General features: G+C 65.9%; 21 protein-coding genes. 10 read left to right on the top strand and 11 right to left on the bottom strand.

The features are described 5' to 3' along the window. Positions 1–66 precede the first annotated feature (66 nt). The 6 genes from I6N89_RS15000 to I6N89_RS14975 all read right to left on the bottom strand — a co-directional run bounded on the left by I6N89_RS15000 (position 67) and on the right by I6N89_RS14975 (position 7581). Complete coding sequence (locus I6N89_RS15000; protein ID WP_207019235.1) at positions 67–633, bottom strand: NADPH-dependent FMN reductase; 567 nt, start codon at positions 631–633, stop codon at positions 67–69. 226 nt (positions 634–859) lie between these two features. Further along, positions 860–1786, bottom strand: coding sequence for an electron transfer flavoprotein subunit alpha/FixB family protein (locus tag I6N89_RS14995; RefSeq protein ID WP_207019234.1), 927 nt, complete (start codon positions 1784–1786; stop codon positions 860–862). After that, positions 1786–2544: an electron transfer flavoprotein subunit beta/FixA family protein gene (locus tag I6N89_RS14990; RefSeq protein ID WP_207019233.1), complete on the bottom strand. Its 759-nt coding sequence runs from the start codon at positions 2542–2544 to the stop codon at positions 1786–1788. Before I6N89_RS14990 ends, I6N89_RS14995 begins: the two co-directional genes overlap by 1 nt. Positions 2545–2734: 190 nt before the next feature. Further along, a complete protein-coding gene (locus I6N89_RS25780) occupies positions 2735–3865 on the bottom strand; it encodes a M48 family metallopeptidase (protein ID WP_207019232.1) in 1131 nt (376 codons plus the stop codon). Positions 3866–3868: 3 nt separating this feature from the next. Then, a complete protein-coding gene (locus I6N89_RS14980; RefSeq protein ID WP_207019231.1) occupies positions 3869–5092 on the bottom strand; it encodes a DUF898 family protein in 1224 nt (407 codons plus the stop codon). Positions 5093–5157: 65 nt separating this feature from the next. Further along, positions 5158–7581, bottom strand: coding sequence for a DNA topoisomerase IV subunit A (locus I6N89_RS14975; protein ID WP_207019230.1), 2424 nt, complete (start codon positions 7579–7581; stop codon positions 5158–5160). Between the two features lie 192 nt (positions 7582–7773). On the opposite strand from I6N89_RS14975, the gene I6N89_RS14970 reads away from it, so the two are divergent. The 4 genes from I6N89_RS14970 to I6N89_RS14955 all read left to right on the top strand — a co-directional run bounded on the left by I6N89_RS14970 (position 7774) and on the right by I6N89_RS14955 (position 10057). Further along, complete coding sequence (locus tag I6N89_RS14970; RefSeq protein ID WP_207019229.1) at positions 7774–8322, top strand: SH3 domain-containing protein; 549 nt, start codon at positions 7774–7776, stop codon at positions 8320–8322. A 63-nt stretch (positions 8323–8385) separates the two neighbouring features. Then, on the top strand, positions 8386–9219 hold the full coding sequence (locus tag I6N89_RS14965; protein ID WP_207019228.1) for an SDR family NAD(P)-dependent oxidoreductase: 834 nt from the start codon (positions 8386–8388) through the stop codon (positions 9217–9219). 59 nt (positions 9220–9278) lie between these two features. Further along, a complete protein-coding gene (locus tag I6N89_RS14960; RefSeq protein WP_076701047.1) occupies positions 9279–9482 on the top strand; it encodes a twin transmembrane helix small protein in 204 nt (67 codons plus the stop codon). Between the two features lie 2 nt (positions 9483–9484). Continuing rightward, positions 9485–10057, top strand: coding sequence for a cob(I)yrinic acid a,c-diamide adenosyltransferase (locus I6N89_RS14955; protein ID WP_207019227.1), 573 nt, complete (start codon positions 9485–9487; stop codon positions 10055–10057). A 301-nt stretch (positions 10058–10358) separates the two neighbouring features. On the opposite strand, the gene acpS is transcribed toward I6N89_RS14955, so the two are convergent. Together acpS and I6N89_RS14945 are read right to left on the bottom strand one after the other, a co-directional pair. Further along, entirely contained in the window at positions 10359–10769 is a 411-nt protein-coding gene (acpS, locus tag I6N89_RS14950; protein WP_076701056.1) for a holo-ACP synthase, read from the bottom strand. Positions 10770–10788: 19 nt separating this feature from the next. Beyond that, a complete protein-coding gene (locus I6N89_RS14945; protein WP_207019226.1) occupies positions 10789–11541 on the bottom strand; it encodes a pyridoxine 5'-phosphate synthase in 753 nt (250 codons plus the stop codon). A gap of 195 nt (positions 11542–11736) precedes the next feature. On the opposite strand from I6N89_RS14945, the gene I6N89_RS14940 reads away from it, so the two are divergent. Further along, entirely contained in the window at positions 11737–12894 is a 1158-nt protein-coding gene (locus I6N89_RS14940) for a muconate cycloisomerase family protein (RefSeq protein WP_207019225.1), read from the top strand. 131 nt (positions 12895–13025) lie between these two features. Here the strand turns inward: I6N89_RS14940 and I6N89_RS14935 are convergent, their stop codons facing one another. The 3 genes from I6N89_RS14935 to I6N89_RS14925 all read right to left on the bottom strand — a co-directional run bounded on the left by I6N89_RS14935 (position 13026) and on the right by I6N89_RS14925 (position 15982). After that, positions 13026–13856: a hypothetical protein gene (locus tag I6N89_RS14935; protein ID WP_207019224.1), complete on the bottom strand. Its 831-nt coding sequence runs from the start codon at positions 13854–13856 to the stop codon at positions 13026–13028. Positions 13857–14120: 264 nt separating this feature from the next. Then, on the bottom strand, positions 14121–15011 hold the full coding sequence (locus I6N89_RS14930; protein WP_207019223.1) for a LysR family transcriptional regulator: 891 nt from the start codon (positions 15009–15011) through the stop codon (positions 14121–14123). Positions 15012–15106: 95 nt separating this feature from the next. Beyond that, positions 15107–15982: a dioxygenase gene (locus I6N89_RS14925; RefSeq protein WP_207019309.1), complete on the bottom strand. Its 876-nt coding sequence runs from the start codon at positions 15980–15982 to the stop codon at positions 15107–15109. Between the two features lie 195 nt (positions 15983–16177). Between I6N89_RS14925 and I6N89_RS14920 the strand changes: the two genes are divergently transcribed. From I6N89_RS14920 to I6N89_RS14900, 5 genes are all read left to right on the top strand, one after another. Next, a complete protein-coding gene (locus I6N89_RS14920; RefSeq protein ID WP_076706006.1) occupies positions 16178–16549 on the top strand; it encodes a hypothetical protein in 372 nt (123 codons plus the stop codon). Beyond that, entirely contained in the window at positions 16546–17382 is an 837-nt protein-coding gene (locus I6N89_RS14915) for an alpha/beta fold hydrolase (protein WP_207019222.1), read from the top strand. The genes I6N89_RS14920 and I6N89_RS14915 overlap by 4 nt, the downstream gene beginning before the upstream one ends. Continuing rightward, positions 17379–18215, top strand: a complete 837-nt coding sequence (locus I6N89_RS14910) for a 3-keto-5-aminohexanoate cleavage protein (RefSeq protein ID WP_207019221.1) — start codon at positions 17379–17381, stop codon at positions 18213–18215. The genes I6N89_RS14915 and I6N89_RS14910 overlap by 4 nt, the downstream gene beginning before the upstream one ends. Positions 18216–18316: 101 nt before the next feature. After that, positions 18317–19969, top strand: a complete 1653-nt coding sequence (gene cydD, locus I6N89_RS14905; protein WP_207019220.1) for a thiol reductant ABC exporter subunit CydD — start codon at positions 18317–18319, stop codon at positions 19967–19969. Then, positions 19966–21645 carry an amino acid ABC transporter ATP-binding/permease protein gene (locus tag I6N89_RS14900; RefSeq protein WP_207019219.1) on the top strand — a complete coding sequence of 560 codons (1680 nt, stop codon included), beginning with the start codon at positions 19966–19968 and terminating at the stop codon, positions 21643–21645. Before cydD ends, I6N89_RS14900 begins: the two co-directional genes overlap by 4 nt. The last annotated feature ends 127 nt before the right edge of the window (positions 21646–21772 follow it).

Here is a 21772-nt window from a genome sequence, read left to right as displayed (position 1 = left end):
GCGCCCCGCATGAAAAAACGCCCGGCCGGAGCGGTCGGGCGTTTCGTATTTCTGAGGTCCGAAAGCTCAGCCGCGCGCGGGTTTCAGGGCTTCGGCCCAGTCGGTCAGCTCGGCCAGCATGCCTTTCATGCCATCGAGCACCGGCTGTTCCGGGCGCAGCACGCCGTCTTCGCCGATGAAGTTGAAGACGAAGGGCAGCGGCACCGATTGCGGCAACGGCATCATGTTGAGGTTGGAAATCAGCGTGCGGATTTCCTGCATCGCGCGCATCCCGCCCGAGACACCGCCCCAGCTGACCACGGCGGCCGGCTTGCGGTTCCACTCCAGCGACAGGCATTGCAGCGCATTGACCAGCGCGGCGGAGGGGAAATAGCTGTATTCCGGCGTCAGGAAGATAAGCGCATCGGCCTCTTCGGCAACGGCCGCCCAGCGTTTGGTATGCGCGTGCTCATAGGCCTGCGCGCGCGGGTGGTTCGGCTCGTCGAGCAGCGGCAGGTCGATTTCCTTGAGATCGACGAGCTCGACATCGAACTCGCTATAGTCCTTGGCGATCTCTTCGGCCCATTTGCCGACGATAGGGCCGATACGGCCGGGGCGGGTGCTGCCGATGATGATTTTCAGTTTCAGTGCCATGGGGCATGTCCTTCGAATGGGGGATGGAGTGCTGGCAGCCAAGCTATGTATATGCTGCGTCGCGGCAACAGCCGCCATCGCACATATCGCGTGCACAGTTGCACGTCAGTCCGGCGAGACGAACAAGGCCCGCCAGTTGGCGGGCCTTGTCTCGGCATCCTGTCTTTGCTGCCCGGGCAGATGAGCGCCGCGTCGTAGGGTGGGCAATGCTGCCCACCCCTCGCGCTCAGAGCTTCTCCGTCAGTTCCGGCACCGCCTGGAACAGGTCGGCAACGAGGCCGTAATCGGCGACCTGGAAGATCGGCGCCTCTTCGTCCTTGTTGATCGCGACGATGATCTTGCTGTCCTTCATCCCCGCAAGGTGCTGAATCGCCCCGGAAATCCCGCATGCAATATACAGATCCGGCGCCACAACCTTGCCCGTCTGACCAACCTGCCAGTCGTTCGGCGCAAAGCCCGAATCCACCGCCGCCCGCGACGCGCCCACGGCGGCGCCCAGCTTGTCCGCAAGCGCCTCGATGATCGCGAAATCCTCTTCCGAGCCCACGCCGCGCCCGCCGGAGACCACGATCCCCGCCGAGGTCAGCTCCGGCCGGTCGCTTTCCGCCAGCTTGTCCTCGACCCATTCCGAAAGCCCGGGGTTCTCGCCCGCCGCTACGTCCTCCACCGGCGCTGCGCCGCCCGTGCCCGCCGCGTCGAAGGTCGAGGTCCGGAAGGTGATAACCTTTTTTTCATCCTTCGATTTTACCGTCTGCATGGCATTGCCCGCATAGACCGGCCGTTCGAACGTATCCACATCAACCACAGAGGTGACATCCGTCAGAACCATCACATCGAGAAGCGCCGCAACACGCGGCAGGATGTTCTTGGCATCGGTCGTCGCCGGCGCCACGATATGGCTGTAATCGCCCGCAAGCGACACAACCAGCGCCGCAACAGGCTCTGCCAGGCGGTGGCTGTAAAGCGCATCCTCCGCCACCAGAACCCTGGCCACGCCTTCGATACTCGCGGCCTCTGCCGCCGCGTCCTTCGCCTGCGCGCCCACCGCCAGCACGGTGACCTCGCCAAGCGTCGCGGCCGCGCTCACAGCCTTTGCGGTGGCGTCCATCGCCAGCGCGCCGTCATTGATCTCTGCCAGAAGAAGAACCGCCATCACACCGCCCCCGCGTCTTTCAGTTTCGCAATCAGCTCATCGACCGAGCCGACCATCTCGCCCGCCTTGCGCGCCGCAGGCTCCGCCGTGCCGACGATCTTAAGCCGCGGGCTGACATCGACGCCGTAATCGCCGGGCGTCTTCTCCTCGAGCGGCTTTTTCTTCGCCTTCATGATGTTGGGCAGAGAGGCATAGCGCGGCTCGTTGAGGCGCAGGTCGGTGGTCACGATCGCCGGCAGACCGACCCTGATGGTCTGCAAGCCACCATCGACCTCGCGCGCCACCACCGCGCTGTCGCCGTCGAGCTCCAGCGAATTCGCATTGGTGGCCTGCGCCAGACCCGCCAGCGCCGCCAGCATCTGGCCGGTGGCATTCAGGTCGTTGTCGATCGCCTGCTTGCCGCAGATCACCAGCCCGGGCTGCTCTTCCTCGACGATCTTGGCGAGGATCTTCGCCACCGCCAGCGGCTCGATATCCTCGTGCACATCCTCGGCGGCCACCACCAGGATCGCCCGGTCCGCACCCATGGCGAGCCCGGTGCGCAGCGTCTCCTGCGCCTGTTTCACCCCGATGGACACCACGATCACCTCATCGGCCTTGCCGGCCTCCTTCAGCCGGATCGCCTCTTCCACCGCGATCTCGTCGAACGGGTTCATCGACATCTTCACATTCGCCAGATCGACACCCGATCCGTCCGCTTTCACACGGACCTTCACGTTGTAGTCGATCACGCGTTTCACAGGCACCAGGACCTTCATGCGGTTCTCTCCCTTGTGTGTGTCGCGCCTCGGCACGACTCCTGAACTTTGCTCTCCCACGGGGTGATATCGAACTGGACGCAGGGGAAACAGGCCTAAAACGACCTGTTAGCGTCAAACAGACGCCGCGTTCCTCGTGCAAATGTCCGATTGCTGCGCGCCGGATAGAGCCTGCACCCGCCGGACGGTCTCAGCCGCGCCCGTCGCAGATCGTCTTCAGCGCCTGCCACTCGGCGGCGTCGAGCACCGGACGGTCGGGCAGGCCCTCGGGGGTGGCGGCGCGCGCGGCGGCGATGCGCGCGGAGAGCTGCGGATGCGAGGCGAAATGCGCCATCGGCCCCTCGCGGTCGCCGAATTCCGCGCGGAAGGTTTCGAACATATCGCCGAGCGCGGAAGGCGGCAGGCCGGCGGCCAGCAGCGCCTCATGGGCATAGGCGTCGGCCTCAGCCTCGGCGCTCTGGCTGTAGCTCGCGTTGATCAGCCGCTCAGCCAGAAACACCATCGCCGCCCCGCCGGTGAAATCGCCGAAGACCAGCCCCAAGAGCCCCACCGAACCTGCCGAGCGCAGCGCGTGGCGGGTGGGGTCGCGATGCACCACATGGCCGATCTCATGCGCCAGAACGGCGGCGACCATGTCCGGCCCGTCGGCCTTGTCGAGCAGCCCGCGCACCACCACGATCTGCCCGCCGGGCGCTGCGAAGGCGTTCATCATCTTGTGGTCGATCACGCTGACCTCGAGCGGATAGTCGAGATCCTGCCCTTCGGTCAGCCGCGCAACCATCCGGTCGAGCGCCGCTTGCCCATCGGGCTCATCGCAATCCAGCGCACCGACCTCGGTGGCGCCGAGAAACCGTTCCATCTGCGCCTTGACGCTGCGCCCGAAGGCGATCTCCTTCTCCAGCGGCAGGAGGCCGGCCAGTGTATTGGCCAGCGCCGGCAGGATGACGAAGAGCATCAGCGCCACCGCCGCCAGCGCACCGCCGAGACGCAGCGCGATGCGCCGCCCGGTGCCGGTGCGCAGATCCTTGCGGTTGAGGCGCGGACGGGTGCGGCGCAGCCAGGCAACCATCTCGGGGTCTTCGACCACCAGCCGCGCCGGGTCGCGCAGCGATTCGTCCTCGGTCTCGCGGTGCCGTGCCAGCACGATCTGGCTGTCATCGGCGTGATCGCCGAGGGCGCGCAGGTCGGGCAGCGGCCAGACCAGCGGTTCGGGCAGCGCCTCGCCGGTGATCACCAGCGCCTGAAGGTCGCGCGACAGCTCCACATGCACCGCGTGCCGGGCTGCCGAGCGTCCGTCATAGAGATGCGCGTCGCCCTTCACGGCTCAGATCGCCCCGCCGATATCGAGCGCGTCGGCAAAGCCCTCGGCATCGGCGCCCTGATCGGCGTCGCGCTGCTGGATCTCGGCGAGCGCGGGCAGGTTGATGACGGTGATCGTCTGCACATAGTGCTTTAGGATCGGCTGGGTGATGGCCGCCAGCGCTCCGGCCTGCGCGGCGGTCAGGGTCAGCAGATAGCCGGCGACGGTGATGATCGCGGGCAGGATCATACCGGGCTGAAACTGGCCGTTCATCGTCTCGAAATCGATGCCCGAAAGCGTCATGGCGACAATGCCACCAAAGATCCCGGTGGCGACCGAGAGGCAGATCCCCAGCACGATGCTGCCGAGGATATAGGTCAGGATGACGGTCTTGGTGCTGGGATGGGCGTGAAAGGCCACCTTGCCACTCAGCATCTTGTTCTGCGCCAGATAGGCAAAGCTCTGCACCCGGTAGGAGATCACACCGATCACGAACCAAACCACGCCCACCGGAATCGCGAGGGCGCTGAGCACCCCGAGCAGCGGACCCGACTGCGCGGCGAGCGCGGCGGCCAGCACGCCGAGCGCGATCAGCGCGAGCCCGACAAAGATATGCTTCATCTTGCCGTAAAGCGCCGTCCAGCGGCCCTGCTGGTCGAAACGTGCGTCGCCGAACCAAGTGCGATCGGTCATGTATTTTTCCAGCCGGAAGGTCATCAGCGGCGTCAGAAGCCCGAGCGAGACCAGCGTCAGCAGCCAGTAGCCGATGGCCCGGAACGCATAGCCCCAGGCATCCTTGTCCATGCCGAAGCGGATGCCGCGCCAGCGGGTGCGGGCGAGCTTGTAGCGGCGGGCGCGGTAGATGGCGAAGAAGATGAACGGCATCAGCGCCAGCGCGGAGACAGAGACGCCGGCGGTCTGCGCCAGCGCCTGTTCCGGCGTCTGCGGCGCGGCAAAGATCGTCAGGCCGAAATAGAACAGCACGATCTGGATCAGCCCGAGATAGACCGCAAGGAACACCACTGCCATCAGGAAGCCGAGGAATTTCTCAAGCCCCGTGCCGGTATATTCGAAGCGCGAGCCGTCGAGCCGGGAAGAGGTCCAGATATAGCGGCGAACGCGGGTCTTGGCCCAGAACCGGTAGATGCCGAGCGTGAACAGCGTCAACAGCCCGGTGCGCAGTGCCAGCCAGAACAGCGCCTTGCCGTCGCCGGTATAGTCTCCATGGGCATAATTGCCGTCACTCATGGCTCAAATCGCCTTGTCGAAACCCGTTGCGGGCGCAGCCTAACAGAGCCTGCGCCCGGGCGATATCAGGTAAAGCTGTTATCCCGCGGGAAGCCGCGCGGCGCCATCCGGCCCGAACTGGCGCGCTTGCCGATCCACTCGTCAAGCACGGTTTCGGTGCGGGTGCGGCCTGCCGGATCGTGCCAGGAGAGCCCGTCGGCCAGTGTGAAGGTGGTGGCGTCGGAAAGGCCGCCATCCTTGTATTTTTGCATCCGCACACCCTTGCCCCGGCCCATCTCGGGCAGCTCGTCGGCCATGAAGACCAGCACCTTGCGGTTCTCGCCCACCACGGCCACGGCATCGCCTTTGACCGGTTTGCAGATCTTGGCCTTTACCCCGTCCTTGACGTTGAGCACCTGTTTGCCGGAGCGGGTCTGCGCCAGCACCTCGTTTTCCGGCACGATGAAACCATCGCCGGCGGAGGAGGCGACCAGCAGCCGCCGGTCGGGCACATGGATGAAGAGATCGACGATCTCCACATCGTTGGGCAGGTCGACCATGATGCGCAGCGGTTCGCCCATGCCGCGCCCGCCGGGCAGGTTGGCGGCGGAGACCGTGTAGAACCGCCCGTTGCTGCCAAAGACCAGCAGCCGGTCGGTGGTCTCCGCGTGGAAGATGAAGCGCGGGCCATCGCCATCCTTGAACTTCAGCTCGCGGTCGAGTGCGATATGGCCGGTCATGGCGCGGATCCAGCCCATCTGGGAGCAGACCACAGTGATCGGCTCGCGCTCGATCATCGCCTCGAGCGGCACCTCTTCGGCCTCGCCCGCCTCGGCAAAGGAGGTCAGTCGGGCGCCGCGGTCGAGATCCTTGGCGAATTTCTTGCGCACCTCGCGCAGCTCTTCAGAGATGCGCTTCCATTGCAGATCGTCGCTGTCGAGCAGGTCTTCGAGCCCCGCGCGCTCTTCCATCAGCTTGTCGCGCTCGTTGACCAGTTCCAGCTCTTCGAGGCGGCGCAAGCTGCGCAGGCGCATATTGAGGATCGCCTCGGCCTGCACATCCGAGAGCCCCTCGGAGCGGCCGATGAAGCGGTGCGGGATCTGCGCGGGGCCGCCCTCGTCGGCCAGCACGCCGCGCGCCACCGCTTCGGGATCGGGTTGCAGCTCCAGCGACTTGACGTCGATGCCGGTCAGCGGCGAGCGGTAATCGCGCTCGTCCGTGGCGCGCGCGATGGTGGCCTGGTGCGGTTTCGACCAGTCCTCGTACATCAGCGCGGCCTTGGGGTCGTCGTCGTAGCGGATGATGTCGATCACCCGGTCGAGATTCAGGAAGGCGACGATCAGGCCTTCGAGCACTTCCAGCCGGTTGTCGATCTTGGCCATGCGGTGGCGCGCCCGCCGGATCAGCACGTCGCGGCGGAAATCGAGGAAGGCGCGCAGCACCTCTTTCAGCGAGCAGACCTTGGGGGTCACCCCGTCGATCAGCACGTTCATGTTGAGTGAGAAGCGGATTTCCAGATCGCTGTTCTTGAACAGCAGGTTCATCAGCAGATCGGGGTCGATATTCTTGGATTTCGGCTCCAGCACCATGCGGATGTCGTCGGCGCTCTCGTCGCGGATATCGGCGAGGATCGGCACTTTCTTGGTCTGGATCAGCTCGGCCAGACGCTCGACCAGCTTGGATTTCTGCACCTGATAGGGGATCTCGGTTACCACGACCTGCCATTGACCGCGGCCCAGATCCTCGACCTCCCATTTGGCGCGCAGCCGGATGGAGCCGCGCCCGGTGCGATAGGCCTCGGCGATATTGTCGCGCGGCTCGACGATCACCCCACCGGTGGGGAAATCGGGGCCGGGCACGTAGTTCAGCAGTGTCTCGTCGCGGGCGTCGGGGGTCTTGATCAGATGCAGGCAGGCGTCGATCAGTTCGCCGATATTGTGCGGCGGGATATTGGTCGCCATGCCCACCGCGATGCCGCTGGAACCGTTCGCCAGCAGGTTGGGATAGGAGGCGGGCAGCACCGAGGGCTCTTCCAGCCGGCCATCGTAGTTCGGGCGGTAATCGACGGCGTTCTCGTCGAGCCCGTCGAGCAGCGCCTCGGACATGATCGTCATGCGCGCCTCGGTGTAGCGCGAGGCCGCCGGGTTGTCGCCGTCGATATTGCCGAAATTGCCCTGACCGTCGACCAGCGGATAGCGGATGGTGAAATCCTGCGCCAGCCGCGCCATGGCGTCATAGATCGCCGCGTCCCCGTGCGGGTGGAAGTCCCCCATGGTGTCGCCAGAGATTTTTGCGGATTTCAGGAACCCGCCGCTGGAACTAAGTCGCAGCCTGCGCATTGCATATAGGATACGTCGATGCACGGGCTTGAGGCCGTCCCGCGCGTCCGGAAGGGCGCGGTTCATGATCGTCGACAGCGCATAGGTCAGGTAGCGCTCGCCAATGGCTCGGCGCAGCGGCTCGGCCACATCACGGGGGTTCATGTTGGGGTCATCGACGATATCGCTCATAGATGCTGTGATATCTTCGCAGCCGCCGCCGGTAAAGCGATCCCGGCATGCGACGGCGAAATTTTCCGCTTTTCGCTTCGGCAAGGTCGGAGAATCGGGTAGAGCTTACTCTGCGCCACGTTGTCTGCCCGTGGCTGGAAGATTGATTTTAGAGACAGTGGTACTGCGTGCGGTCGGGGGGCCGGATTTGTCATGACGCGATTTATTCTTTTGACGTTCGGATTTCTCGGTTGGGCCTGGTATGAAATGTCCGGGGGCTCAGCATATGAGGCCGGCACCTCGGCCAAGGCCGTGTCGGTCGCCGAGGCGATGCAGCTGCCCGAGGTGGCGCGGGCCGAGACCGGCGCCGCCGATCTGACCTCTGTCTCGCTGGCACGGGCCACCACTGCCGAGATCCCGGCGCCGAAGCTCGACCTGACGCTCGCCGCCGCCGCTGCGGAAACGCCCGCCAAGATAGAGCCCGCGCCGACGGTGACCGTCGCCGCCGTCAATGTTCGGAGCGATGCCGCCCCCGCCGCGCCCGAGCTCGAAATCCTGCCGGACATGCGGCAGGTGACCGGAAGCCGTGTCAATATGCGCAACGGGCCGGGCACCGAATACTCGGTGGTCTCGCAGCTTCTGCGCGGCGACAGGGTCGAGGTTCTCTCTGATCCGGGACTTGGCTGGGTTAAGCTGAAAGTTGCAGAGACCGGTCGCGTCGGCTGGATGTCCGACGACTTCCTGCGCATCGTCCTGAACTGAGCGCCGCTTGCGCCGCCCGGGGCTTTGGCCTAGGCCGCCCCTGACGGGCAGGGAAGGGCGCGCATGACCGGAAAATCCGTTCTTATCACCGGTTGTTCCTCGGGGATCGGCTATGATGCGGCGCATGGGCTGCGGGCGCGCGGCTGGCGCGTATTCGCCTCCTGCCGTCAGGAGGCCGATTGCGAACGGTTGCGCGGTGAGGGGTTCGAGAGCCCGCAACTCGACTATGCCGACGAAGACAGCATTCGCCGCGCGCTGGACGATGTGCTGGCGGCCACCGGCGGCACGCTGGATGCGCTTTACAACAACGGCGCTTTTGCCGTGCCCGGCGCGCTGGAGGATCTGCCCACCGGCGCGCTGCGCGAGATCTTTGAGGCCAATCTCTTCGGCTGGCACACGCTGACACGGGCGGTGATCCCGGTGATGCGGGCGCAGGGGTACGGGCGCATCGTCAACTGCTCTTCGGTGCTGGGTCTGGTGCCGATGCCCTGGCGCGGGGCGTATGTCTCGACGAAATTCGCTCTCGAAGGCCTCACCGACGTGCTGCGGATCGAGATGCGCGACACGCCGATCAAGGTCATCCTGATCGAGCCGGGTCCGATCACCTCGCGCATCCGGGCGAATTCGGTGCCGCATTTCGAGCAATGGGTCGACTGGCGCGCCTCGCCGCGCCGGGCGCAATACGAGGGTTCGTTGCTCAAGCGGCTCTATGCGGCGCCGTCGAAAGATACGTTCGAGCTGCCGCCCTCGGCGGTGACGCGCAAGCTGATCCACGCGCTCGAACATCCCAGACCGCGCCCGCGCTACTACGTGACCTTTCCCACCCATCTGATGGGCCGGCTGCGGCGGTTGCTGCCGACCCGGGCGCTGGATGCGCTGATCGACCGCGCCAGATAACCGGTTCGCTTTTTTGAGCGGAGCCGCTATGTCTCGGGCAAAGCCCGGAGGGAGACCCGATGCGAGACGATCCTTTGTTCATGGTGATGGCCGCGGCGATGCTGGTCGTGGTGGCGATCCTGCTCTTCGGCATCGGCAGCTTTGCCAAGGGCGGCGAGTTCAACAAGAAATACGCGAACAAGGCGATGCGCTGGCGCATCATCGCGCAATTCGTCGCGGTGGTGCTGATCGTGCTGTTCGTACTGATCCGCAGAGGAGGCTGAGCATGGTCGTTCTGAACAAGATCTACACACGCACCGGCGACAAAGGCGAAACCGCGCTGGTCAATGGCACCCGCGTGCCTAAATTCGCCCCCCGGGTCGAGGCCTATGGCACGGTGGACGAGCTGAATTCGGTGCTGGGCGTGACCCGGCTGCATGCCGAGGGCGATCTCGACGCGGCGCTGGCGCGGATCCAGAACGACCTCTTCGATCTCGGCGCCGATCTGGGCCGGCCCGAGATGGAGAAGGACGGCGAGGCGGGCTATCCGGTGCTGCGCATCATCGCGTCGCAGGTCGACCGGCTGGAGGCGGAGATCGACGCGATGAACGCCCGGCTGGAGCCGCTGCGCAGCTTCGTGCTGCCGGGCGGATCGGCGGCAGCGGCGCATCTGCATCAGTGCCGCACCGTGGCGCGCCGTGCCGAGCGTCGCGCGGTCGAACTCGCCTCGGTCGAACAGACCAACGAGCATGCGGTGAAATATCTCAATCGTCTGAGCGATTGGTTCTTCGTCGCCTCGCGCATCTGCAACGACGACGGCAAGGCCGATGTATTGTGGGTTCCGGGGGCGAACCGCTGAAAGCGGCGGGGCGTCCAGTGGACGGCCCGGCCCGCGGAAGCGCCGCGAGGCGCCGGCCCGTGAGGGCAGGGGCGAACCGCTGAAAGCAGCGGGGCGTCCGGTGGACGGCCCGGCCCCCGGAAGCGCCGCGAGGCGCCGGCCCGCAAGGGCGGGAGCGAACCGCTGAAAGCGGAAGCGGTGGCGGTGTTCAGACGATACGGTATTCACAGCCGCTCCGGCGCTTGCGCGGCGGCCTTCGGGCTTGTCCCGCGCTGGGGATCTGTTCGACCGTAACCCTTGCGCCAAATGCCACGCGGTGCCGTCAGCCCGCCCCAGCCACCGGTCGCGCCTCGATCACCACAAAGGCCTGCGCCCAGGGGTGATCGTCGGTCAGCGTCACATGGATGATCGCCTCGTGCCCCTCCGGGGTCATCGCGTCGAGACGCTCCTTCGCCCAGCCGGTCACATGCATCACCGGCTGACCGCTGCGCAGATTGGTGACCGCCATGTCCTTCCAGGCGATGCCCATGCGCAGCCCGGTCCCCAGCGCCTTGGAACAGGCTTCCTTCGCCGCCCACCGCTTGGCATAAGTGCCGGCCACATCGGCGCGGCGTTCGGCCTTGCGCTGCTCGGTCTCGGTGAAGACGCGGTTGCGGAACCGGTCGCCAAAGCGGTCGAGCGTGCGCTCGATCCGCTCGATATTCGCCAGATCTGTGCCGATGCCGAGGATCATGCCGCCGGGGCGCGCCGCGTCACGCCCGCGCCTCGTCCATCAGGCGGCGCATCTCGGCGATGGCGGGGACGAGGCCCAGAAAGATCGCCTCGCCGATGAGGAAATGGCCGATATTCAACTCCATCACCTCGGGGAAGGCCGCCACCGGTTTCACCGTCTCATAGGTCAGCCCGTGGCCCGCATGCACCTCCAGCCCAAGCGAATGGGCAAAGGCGGTCATCTCGCGCAGGCGCTCCAGCTCGGCATCGCGCTCGGCGAGATTGCCCTCGGCGTGGAAATCGCAATAGGCGCCGGTGTGCAGCTCCACCACCTGCGCGCCGATCCGGGCAGAGGCCTCGACCTGCCGCTTGTCGGCGCCGATGAAGAGCGACACCCGGCAGCCCGCCGCGCGCAGCGGCTCGACGAAATGGCCCAGCCGGTTCTCGTCCTGCGCCACGTCGAGCCCGCCCTCGGTGGTGCGTTCCTCGCGCTTTTCCGGCACGATGCAGACCGCATGCGGCTTGTGGCGCAGGGCGATGGCCTGCATCTCGTCGGTCGCCGCCATCTCAAGGTTCAGCGGCAGGGTCAGCCCGGCCATCAGCCCGTCGATATCGGCATCCGAGATATGGCGGCGGTCTTCGCGCAGATGCGCGGTGATGCCGTCGGCGCCCGCCTCCTGCGCCAGTTGCGCGGCGCGCAGCGGATCGGGATAGGCGCTGCCACGCGCATTCCGCACGGTGGCGACGTGGTCGATATTGACGCCCAGCCGCAGGCGTCCGGCAAAATCACTCATTTCGTCCTCGTGAGGCATCGCGTTTGGCGCGGAGACTAGACCGCAAAACCGGGCTAGGAAACCGCTTTTCACGGTCAGACCGCGCTGCGGCCGGCTGCAGGGAACGGTATCACACCAGACCCGGGCGGTATTAGACTTGGCCGCGCAAAGCCCTGAAAATCGTTGCAACACGTCCTCCACGCAAAAGGCACCGCAATGACCAAGATCGACCGGATCGAGACCACGCTCATCGACCTCCCGACCATTCGCGGGCATGTGCTGTCGATGACCACGATGATGGTGCAATCCATCGTTCTGGTGCGGGTCCGCTTCTCCGACGGGTCGGTGGGGCTGGGCGAGGGCACCTCCATCGGCGGCATGAGCTATGGTGCCGAGAGCCCGGAAAGCATCAAGCTGGCCATCGACACCTATATCGCGCCGGTGCTCGAAGGGCTCGACGGCGATCAGATCAACGCCGCCATCGACGCGATGCAGCGCGCGGTCAAGGGCAACCCGATTGCCCGCTGTGCGGTCGAGACGGCGCTCTGGGACGGGCTGGCCAAGCGGCTGGGTGTCTCGGTGGCGCAGCTCTTCGGCGGGCCGGTGCGCCGGGCGATGCCGGTGGCCTGGACGCTGGCCTCGGGCAAATCCGAGACCGATATCGAAGAGGCGCAGGCGATGCTGGAAAACCGCCGGCACAACATCTTCAAGCTGAAGATCGGCAAGCGCCCGGTGAGGGACGACCTCGCCCATGTCGCGGCGATCTGCGACGCGGTGGGCGACCGCTCGTCGATCCGGGTGGACGTCAATCAGGCCTGGTCGCTGAGCGAGGCGCGCTGGGGGCTGAAGGGCTTGCAGGAGATCGGCGTCGATCTGGTCGAGCAGCCCATCGGCGCGCGCTATCGCGAGCAGCTGAAAGCGCTGACCGACGGGTACGAGATCGCGGTGATGGCCGACGAGGCGCTTCAGGGGCCCGAGGATGCGATGGCCTATGCCGCCGGGCGCTCGGCGGATGTCTTCGCGGTGAAGATCGCGCAGTCCGGCGGGCTGAAACGCGGCTCCGAGGTGGTCTCCATCGCACAGGCGGCAGGCATCGGGCTTTACGCGGGTACGATGCTGGAGGCCGGCGTGGGCACGGCGGCGGCCTTGCAGCTCTTTTCGACCTTCCCGGAGCTCGACTGGGGTACGGAGCTCTTCGGTCCGCTGCTGATGAAGCACGACATCCTGGCCGAGCCCATCCGCTACGAGGATTTCTCGGTGCATCTGCCCGAGGGTCCGGGGCTGGGTGCGGAGCTGGACGAAGACCGCATCGCCCAGTTCCGCCGCGACCGCAGCACGCAGGTGGCTGGGGTGGCGGTGCCGAGCGGGGCGTGAGGCCTCTACGTTGGCCGGGTGCGAGCGCTCAGGTGAAACGCCGCGGGTCAGGCTGGCTGGCCATGGCTGCTTGGATCCTACGTTGACAGAGGCCGCAACCTCGAGGAGGCTCCGCTCCCATAGTTTTGGTGTCAATCAGTATTTTGTTGATCTTCGCTTTCGAAGCGAAGTTCTGATGGAGATCCAACATCTATTTTGATTGAGCTATCTGGGAACATATCCCTAACGGAATTATTCAAAAAATCCAAGACACTGGATGGGGTTTCTTGCCAGACTTCAATCGGAAATCCAGTCAAGCTTATCTCGAAATTCTTCATCCGAAAGAAAAAGGTCATCGAGAGCACGCTATTGGACTTCCCTTTGGTGACCTCAGCTTTACCAACAATACCTTCAGAAGTAACAATAAAATAGTGCTCTGATTTATGCAGCAGAGACACACATCCGATGAATTCATTTGGAAGTGAATGGATTGTGCCTTCGGCACTTTTCCCAGCCCTCCGCACGACCTCCGCGACCCATTCCAAGAACTCATGCTCCGAGCAACTAGACAATGCCCCAAGGGCTTCAATTGGTCGGTTGTCAAGGTAGGATCGAATGCGTCGTGGAATAAAGGCGTCGTCGTCCGTCGTCCGACCTTCCTGTTCGCCGTAACTCTTCATTGGGGCAATATTAACAAACACGAGAGCCTGGCAGGTCTTTTCAGAAAACAAATTTCTGCACTCCGGATAGAACTGGCCGAACCTAAAGCTATCGATGACAGAAGAGACCAAGGTTTCGCGCTCTCCAGCAGAGATCGATGGAGTGACCGCGCACAAGAGCGCAGTAACAGATATGTAGAGAAACCGAATGAGGCCCGCGTTCACACCAGCGCCACGCCGATACTGTCTGCGATCCAGGTCGTGCCCGATTTCGATTTCTTCCATGTCTTCCTGGCTGGTCTGGATATGGTCTTTGATCGTCATCGAGCCGCTCGCGCAGATGTCTACGCGCAGGTCACTTCCGCCAAAGCGGATCCCGCGCGTCGCTACCGCTGGTGGAGGCCGAGGGGCCAAAGTCCGACCTGCCTGGCGCCGCGGTTGCGTGCCTGGCGAAAACCTAGCACTTGCGGTGAACGGCAGGAAGGCGCCGCGTTACAGAAAAGCAGTGTGAAAACTGCTCTCGAGTCCCTACCCGGGGAATTTCCATCATATGTTGGTGTCGGATGCGGCACCCATCCGGATCCGCCCTCAAAACGCCTTTCGCGCCACGCTTTGTGCGATCTGCACGAAGGCCTTCACATGCGGGCCCTGTTCGTCGAGCCGGTAGTTGAGCGACAGGGATGTCTCGCCGATCGGCGGGGCGATCTCGCGGAAGCGCACGCCGTTGCGGGCGCCGGAGGCGACCGAGGCGGGCACGATGCAGATGCCCTCGCCGATGGCCACCAGGCTGAGGGCGGTCAGAAGATCCATGGTGAAGAGCGTCTTGCCCACCTCCAGCCCGTGCGCGGCGCAGCTCTCCAGCACCAGATCGGCATAGGAGGGGCGGGGGAATTCCGGATAGAGGATGAAGCTCTGTCCGCGCAGCTCGTCGATGGTGACGCGGCCCTGCTTTTCGGTCTCCATCGTGTCGGGCATCGCGGCGACCAGCGGCTCGACGCCCAGGTGGATCGTGCGGAACTCGGCGTCCTTCAGCGCCGGGCGGGCGAAGGCCACGTCGATCTCGCGGCTGACGAGGCGGCGCTGAAGCTGGGCATTGTTCATCGGCGTCAGTGTCAGGTTCACATCGGGCCGGTTGGCGCGGAAGGATTTGACGATATTGGGCAGGATGCCGAAGGTCGAAGAGCCCACGAAACCGATGCGCAGCCGGCCCTCGGCGCCTTCGCCGAGCCGGCGCACCTCGAGCTGCATATCCTCGAAATCGCGCACCAGCCCCCGTCCGCGTTCCAGCAGACGCTCGCCTGCCTGGGTCAGGCTTACCGCGCGGCGGCCCCGGTTGAAGAGCACCGCGCCCAGCTCGTCCTCGATCTGCTTGATCTGGCGCGACAGCGGCGGTTGCGCCATGCCCAGCCGCTCGGCGGCGCGGCCGAAATGCAGCTCCTCGGCCACTGCGATGAAATAGGTCAGTTGCTTGAGATTCATGATCGGCGCTCCCCGCCGCCATTCTCGCGCGCGGGCGGCAAAAGAAAAACCCCCGCCGAAGCGGGGGTTTCGCGCCGAATGTCGCAGGGATACGCTTATTCGGCAGCGATCCGGTCCTCGGCGGCGACGCGCTTGAGGACGAAATCGAATTGAACGTGCAGCTCGGTGTCGAGCTCGGGACCGGCCTTTTTGAACTCGGCCACGAGGCTGTCCTTCACCGCAAAGACGCTGTCGTCGTCGAGCCAGGCGGAGGAACTGTCATAGACCTGGCTGATGAGCGGGCGGTAGCCGTCCTTGGACAGAATGAAATGCATGTGACCGGGGCGGTTGGGGTGGTGCCCCATATAGCGCAGCAGCTCGCCGGCGGTTTCGTTGTCGGGGATTGGATAGGGCACCGGGCGCACCGCGCGGAAGGCGTAATGGCCGTTCTCGTCGGTCTCGAACCGGCCACGCAGGTTGTAGTCGGGCTGATCGGGATCGTGATTTTCGTAGAGCCCGTTGGGCGCGTCTTCCCAGACATCCATGATCACGCCGGCCAGCGGCGTGCCATCGGCATCGCGCACATAGCCTTCGAAATAGGCGGTTTCCTGATCGTCGAAATTCTTCAGCACGGTCGAGGCGCCCTTGGGCAGAACCGGCGGGTTCTCGCGGTAGAACGGCCCCAGCACGGTGGATTCGCTCTCGCTGCCGCTGACCGGGTTCGACAGCATGTCGACCAGCACCTCGACGCCGAGGATATCGCCCAGCAGGATGAATTCCTGACGCTTGTCGTCGCAGATCTGCCCGGCGCGGGCGAGGTAGTCACAGGCGGCGAGGAATTCGTGGTGCTGGAGCTTCACGTCCTTGCAGAAGGCGTGCAGGTGCTTGATCAGCGCGGTCATGATCTCGCGCTGACGGGCGTCGATCTCGCCGTTCCGGCCCAGCGACGCGGTGACCACGTCGGTGACGTTTTCCAGGGTGATTGCCATGATGATCTCCTCCCGAGATGACATATTCAAATCATGGCAGACAGTCGCGCTTTGCGGGACGCAATCCAATATCCGCGAAGGTATTGCGCAATACTCTGCTGTATTCGCCCGCTTGGGTATCGGCTGATACTCGTGCCGTCATTGCTGTGACCAAGCGGCGCGCGCATGGTCCGCGCGACGCAAGGCATGGGAGGCGAAATGCTGCAAGAGATCCAAGCGATGCCCGCCGGGCTGGCGGCGCGCCCGCATCTGCTGCGCCTGGGGCGGCTGGTGTCGGAGACGGTGCTGCTCAAGGTCGGCGATATCGAGCACTATCTGGTCTTCGACAAGGGCGCGCTGGCCGAGATCGTGCCGGGCCCGTCGAAAAAGATCCCCTACCGCGTGGCGCTGGTCACCGACCGCGAGGCGCTGGAGAAATTCTGGCAGCCGATCCCCGAGCCGGGCTTTCACGACATCTTCGGGCTGGTGAAGATCGGCCGCGCCGAGATTCTCGGCGACATCCTGTTTCTGGTGAAGAACCTGCGCTTCTTCAAAGAGCTTCTGGCATTGCCGCGGGAGGGCCGGGCATGAGCATCGAACCGATCATTGGCCGCTATCTGACCGTCGAGGTCGCAGGCCGCGCGCAACGCATCTATTTCGAAGAGGCCGGGCAGGGCCGCCCAGTGCTCTGCCTGCACACGGCGGGCGCCCATACCGGCCAGTGGCGGCATCTGATGAACGATGCCGAGGTGACCGGCGCCAACCGCCTGATCGCCTTCGACATGCCCTGGCACAGCAAATCGCTGCCGCCCGAGGGCTTCCAGACCGAGGAATACCTGCTCACCACAGACGCCTATATCGAGACCATCCTGGCGGTGATGGACGGGCTGGGGCTGGAGAAACCGGTGCTGGCGGGCTGTTCCATGGGCGGGCGCATCGCGCTTCAGCTCGCGGCGCTGCATCCCGAGCGCTTTGCCGGCTTCATCGCCATCGAGGCCAGCGACTTCCAGCCCGCCTGGTACGATATCGACTGGTTCCACCGTCCCGACGCCCATGGCGGCGAGATGGGGGCGGCGCTGGTTTCGGCCAATATCTCGCCCTACGCACCGGAGGCGGAGCGCTGGAATACGCTGTGGATGTTCATGCAGTCGGGGCCGGGCGTGTTTCGGGGCGATCTGAGTTTTTACACTAGGGATGGCAGCCTGATCCAGCGTCTGGGGCAGATCGACACCGGCAAAACGCCCGTGCATATCATCGCCGGCGCCTACGATCTCACCTGCACGCCCGAGGATGCAAAACGCACGGCGGATGCGATCCCCGGTGCGACGCTTGCGATCATGGACGAGCTGGGTCATTTTCCGATGAGCGAGCATCCGCAGGGTTTCCGCCCGTATTTCCTGGATGCGCTATCGAGGATGTCATGAGCGAAACCCCCTGTATCATCTGCGTGGCGATTACCGGATCGCTGCCCACCAAGGCGGACAACCCCGCCGTGCCGATCACCGTCGAGGAGCAGGTCGCATCGACCCGCGAGGCCTTTGAGGCGGGGGCGACCATCGCCCATTGCCATGTGCGCGACGACGACGGCAAGCCGACCTCGGATCCCGAGCGGTTCGCGCAGCTGAAGGCGGGGATCGAGGCGGCATGCCCCGGCATGATCGTGCAGCTTTCCACCGGCGGGCGCTCCGGCGCCGGGCAGGCGCGCGGCGGCATGCTGCCGCTCGCCCCCGACATGGCCTCGCTCTCGGTGGGCTCGAACAACTTTCCGACGCGGGTCTACGAGAACCCGCCGGATCTGGTCGAGTGGCTGGCCTCCGAGATGAAAACCTACGGGGTGAAGCCCGAGATCGAGGCGTTCGACCTCTCGCATATCTATCAGGCCAAGGCGATGGCCGACCGGGGCGCACTCGAAGGCACGCCCTATGTGCAGTTCGTCATGGGCGTGAAGAACGCCATGCCCGCCGACAAGCGGGTGTTCGACATCTATGTCGATACGGTGAAGCTGCTATTCGGCGCCGAGGCGCCCTGGTGCGCGGCGGGGATCGGGCGGCATCAGATCGAGGTCAACGAATGGGCGGCGGCGGCCGGTGGCCATCTGCGCACCGGGCTCGAGGACAATATCCGGCTCGACCGCGACACGCTTGCCCCCTCCAACGCGGCGCTGGTGACGCGGGCGGCGGAGGTGGCGAAACGCCATGGCCGCCCCATCGCGACGCCGGAACAGGCGCGGCGCATGCTGGGGCTCCGCGCCGCCTGATCGCGGCCCCGAAGGGCGGCGCTGTGACGCGGGCAGGCCGTTTGCCTCGGTTCCGTGCGGGGGCTAAGACAGGCCGATAGCGGAACTTTTCGGGGCATCTCTTGGCCAAACGCACGTCACCGGACCGGCTGTTGCCGAAACAGGCTCAGGGCACGCTGCGCCGCGCCGCGCTGCTCTCGGCGCTGGCCGCCGCGCTCTGGCCCTTGCAGGCGCTGGCGCTGGCCTGGGGCATTGGCGGCTGGGTGACAGAGGCCGCGCCGCAGGCAAGCCTTGCCGCCGCCGGGGCTTTTGCGGTCATCGGGATTGTCCGCGCGGTCGCTGACCGCATCGCCGCGCGGCTGGCCTTTCACGCCGCCGATGGCGTCATCCACGATCTGCGGCAGGCGCTGCTGACCCGCGAGGCTCGGCGCCCGGGCGCGGCGGCCTCCTCCGCTGCGCTGGCGGCGATGCTGACCGAAAAACTGGCCATTCTCGGACCGTGGATCACCCGTTACCGCCCGGCCATGGCACGCACCAAACTGGTGCCGCTCTTGATCCTGGCGCTGGCCTTTTACGTGTCCTGGGCGGTCGGGGTGATTTTCCTCGTCGCCGGGCCGCTGATCCCGGTCTTCATGGCGCTGGTGGGCATGGCCGCGAAAGAGGCCAGCGCCCGCCAGATGGTCGAGATCGGCGATATGAACACGCTGCTGATCGACCGGATTGCCGCGCTGCCCGATATCCTGCTGCTGAACGCGGGCGACGCATCGCGCGCCGCCTTCGAGGCGCGGGCAGAAGGGCTGCGCGCGCGCACCATGGCGGTGCTGCGGGTGGCGTTCCTGTCGTCGACGGTGCTGGAGCTGTTCTCGGCCATCGGCGTGGCGCTGGTGGCGGTCTATGTGGGGTTCTCACTGCTGGGCGAGGTGAATTTCGGCACCTGGGGCACCGGGCTGACGCTGGCAGAGGGTGTCTTCCTGCTGCTGCTGGCGCCGGAGTATTTCCAGCCGCTGCGCGATCTCGCCGCCGCCTGGCACGACAAGGCCGCCGCCGAGGCGGTGGCCGACGAGCTGGATGCGCTGGAAGCGGACGAGACGACGCCGGTGCTAGGGCAGGGCGCCCGCGCCGAGCCGCTGGCCGGCCCGGCCTCCGTCGCGTTGCATGGCGTATCGGTGCGACGCGGAGACCAGTTGCTCGCGCTGCCGGATCTCGACGTGGCGCCGGGCGAGAGCGTGGCGCTCTCGGGCCCCAGCGGCACCGGCAAATCCACCGCGCTCGATCTGATCGCCGGGCTGCTGACGCCGGAAGAGGGTCAGGTAACGGTGGCCGGGCAGGCGCTGGCCTGCGAGATCGCCGATGCCTGGCGCGCGCGTGTCGCCTATGTGCCGCAGAGCATACATGTGCCCGACATGACCCTGCGCCGTTTTCTCGATCCGCATGAACTTGGCGCCGACATGGACGCGGCGCTGCGCAAGGCGCGCGCCGAGGGCATCGTCGCGGCGCTGCCCGAGGGGCTGGAGACCGTGCTGGGCGAGACCGGCGCCGGTGTTTCGGGCGGCGAGGCACGGCGGCTGCTGCTCGCCCGCGCCTTCCTGACCGGGGCCGATGTGATCCTCGCCGACGAGCCGACCGCCGATCTGGATGCCGCGAACGGGGCGGCGATCATCGACGCGCTGGCGGCGCTCGCTGCCGAGGGCTGCACGGTGATCGTGGCCACCCACGACCCGGCGCTTTCGGGTGCCATGGGGCGCATCGTGACCATCGGGGAGGGCGCGACATGAGGCGGCTCTGGCAGGTTCTGCGGCTGCTCTGGAAGGCCGAGCCCTGGGCGATGTGGCGCGGCGCGGCTCTGGCCGTGGCGGTGCTGATCATGGGCGCGGCGCTGCTGGGTCTTTCGGGCTGGTTCATCACGGCCACCGGCATCGCCGGGCTCGCGGGGATCGGCATCGCCTTCGACGTGTTCCGCCCCTCCGCCGGCGTGCGCTTTCTCGCGCTGGGCCGGGCGGCGGCGCGCTATGGCGAGCGGCTGCTGACCCACGATGCCACGCTGCGGGCACTGGCGCGGCTGCGGGTGACGCTGCTGGCGCGGCTGGAACGCTTTTCCATGCCTGAGCTGCGCCGCCTGCGCGGGGCGGCGGCGCTGACCCGGATCACGGCGGATGTGGATGCGCTCGACGGCGTGGTGCTGCGGCTGGCGCTGCCGGTGGCGGCGGCGCTGATTACCCATGGCGCGGCCTTCGTGGCGCTCTGGGCGCTGACCTCGCATGCGGTCGCGGCCTCTGTTGCGCTGGGTTATCTGCTGGGCGGAGGCGTGGTGCTCTGGCGGGTGGGGCGCGCGACGCTGACGCCCTCCAGCCAGGCCGAAGAGGCGATGCAGACCCTGCGCCAGCGCGCCATCGGGATGTTCCGGGGCCGGCGCGAGGCGATCCTTCAGGGCGCGCTGCCGCGCTGGCGGGGGGCGCTCGACGACACCGAGGCCGAGGCGCGGGGCGCCATGGACCGGCTCGACGCCATCGACACCGGCGCGGGCATGATCCTCGCGGTGATCGTCGCTCTGGTGACGGCGGCGGTCTTTGCGCTCGCGGGCTGGCTGGTGGTCGATAGCGGGCTCGACCCGGCGCGGGCGGCCATCGGGGTCTTTATCTCCATCGCGCTGGCCGAGACGCTCTTGCCGCTGCGCCGGGGCATGGCCGAGATCGGTCGCATGCGCGACGCCGCCGAGCGGGTCATGGCCGACCCCGCGCCGCACCGCCTGCCGAAACGCACCGGCCCGGCAGAGCCCGCGCAGCCCGGCGCGGCGCTGGAGGTGCGGCACCTGTCGCTTGCCCGCCCGGGCTGGACGCGGCTGCTGTTGCACGATCTGTCCTTTACCGTGATGCCCGGCGAGATGCTGGCGATCCGGGGCGAAAGCGGCGCTGGCAAGAGCACGCTCTTCGACGTGCTGGCGGGGCTGGAGCCCGCCACGGCGGGCGAGGCCTTGCTGCTCGGCAAACCGTTGCCCGACTGGGAGACGGTGGCGTTGCGCGATGCGCTGACGCTGGTGCCGCAGCGTGCGGCGCTGCTCTCTGGCAGCATCCTGGAAAACCTCGCGCTCGCCGATCCGGATCTGACCGAAGACAAGGCGCTTACGGTGCTGCGCGCCGTGGCGCTCGACGAGGCGGTTTCCGCGCGCGGCGGGTTGAGGTCACAACTCGGTGAGGGCGGTGCCGGATTGTCGGGCGGGCAAGCCCGCAGGCTGGTGCTGGCGCGGGCACTTCTGCGCCGCCCGGCGGTGCTGTTGCTGGATGAGCCGACCGAGGGTCTCGACGGCCCGACCGCACGGCAAGTGCTTTCCGGCGTTCGGGAATTTCTGCCTGAGGCTGCTATTGTGACGGCCTCTCACAGGGCGGCAGAGCTGGATGCGGCAGACCGGGTTCTGACCCTCGAAACCTATATTCCAAAAAACCGATATTTTTGATCCAGATCAAATCATGAGCCTTTGAGTCGGGTGTAGCAAACCCTCAAATCTGACTCTGCGAAATAGGTTTTTTGCGCAAAGATAAATATGAATCTGTGGTGCATGTTTTTTCGCAAAGCTGAGACAG

The sequence above is a fragment of the Salipiger abyssi genome (assembly GCF_017311415.1).
Classification (GTDB): Bacteria; Pseudomonadota; Alphaproteobacteria; order Rhodobacterales; family Rhodobacteraceae; genus Salipiger; species Salipiger abyssi_A.
Note: the sequence above shows the minus strand (reverse complement) of the source record. Positions and strands in the feature narration are given on the sequence as shown.

Bases quoted from the DNA above. Each gene is read 5' to 3' on its own strand.
- I6N89_RS15000 (WP_207019235.1), bottom strand. From the start codon at position 633: ATGGCACTGAAACTGAAAATCATCATCGGCAGCACCCGCCCCGGCCGT.
- I6N89_RS14995 (WP_207019234.1), bottom strand. From the start codon at position 1,786: ATGGCGGTTCTTCTTCTGGCAGAGATCAATGACGGCGCGCTGGCGATG.
- I6N89_RS14990 (WP_207019233.1), bottom strand. From the start codon at position 2,544: ATGAAGGTCCTGGTGCCTGTGAAACGCGTGATCGACTACAACGTGAAG.
- I6N89_RS14980 (WP_207019231.1), bottom strand. From the start codon at position 5,092: ATGAGTGACGGCAATTATGCCCATGGAGACTATACCGGCGACGGCAAG.
- I6N89_RS14975 (WP_207019230.1), bottom strand. From the start codon at position 7,581: ATGAGCGATATCGTCGATGACCCCAACATGAACCCCCGTGATGTGGCC.
- I6N89_RS14970 (WP_207019229.1), top strand. From the start codon at position 7,774: ATGACGCGATTTATTCTTTTGACGTTCGGATTTCTCGGTTGGGCCTGG.
- I6N89_RS14965 (WP_207019228.1), top strand. From the start codon at position 8,386: ATGACCGGAAAATCCGTTCTTATCACCGGTTGTTCCTCGGGGATCGGC.
- I6N89_RS14960 (WP_076701047.1), top strand. From the start codon at position 9,279: ATGCGAGACGATCCTTTGTTCATGGTGATGGCCGCGGCGATGCTGGTC.
- I6N89_RS14955 (WP_207019227.1), top strand. From the start codon at position 9,485: ATGGTCGTTCTGAACAAGATCTACACACGCACCGGCGACAAAGGCGAA.
- acpS (WP_076701056.1), bottom strand. From the start codon at position 10,769: ATGATCCTCGGCATCGGCACAGATCTGGCGAATATCGAGCGGATCGAG.
- I6N89_RS14945 (WP_207019226.1), bottom strand. From the start codon at position 11,541: ATGAGTGATTTTGCCGGACGCCTGCGGCTGGGCGTCAATATCGACCAC.
- I6N89_RS14940 (WP_207019225.1), top strand. From the start codon at position 11,737: ATGACCAAGATCGACCGGATCGAGACCACGCTCATCGACCTCCCGACC.
- I6N89_RS14935 (WP_207019224.1), bottom strand. From the start codon at position 13,856: ATGACGATCAAAGACCATATCCAGACCAGCCAGGAAGACATGGAAGAA.
- I6N89_RS14930 (WP_207019223.1), bottom strand. From the start codon at position 15,011: ATGAATCTCAAGCAACTGACCTATTTCATCGCAGTGGCCGAGGAGCTG.
- I6N89_RS14920 (WP_076706006.1), top strand. From the start codon at position 16,178: ATGCTGCAAGAGATCCAAGCGATGCCCGCCGGGCTGGCGGCGCGCCCG.
- I6N89_RS14915 (WP_207019222.1), top strand. From the start codon at position 16,546: ATGAGCATCGAACCGATCATTGGCCGCTATCTGACCGTCGAGGTCGCA.
- I6N89_RS14910 (WP_207019221.1), top strand. From the start codon at position 17,379: ATGAGCGAAACCCCCTGTATCATCTGCGTGGCGATTACCGGATCGCTG.
- I6N89_RS14900 (WP_207019219.1), top strand. From the start codon at position 19,966: ATGAGGCGGCTCTGGCAGGTTCTGCGGCTGCTCTGGAAGGCCGAGCCC.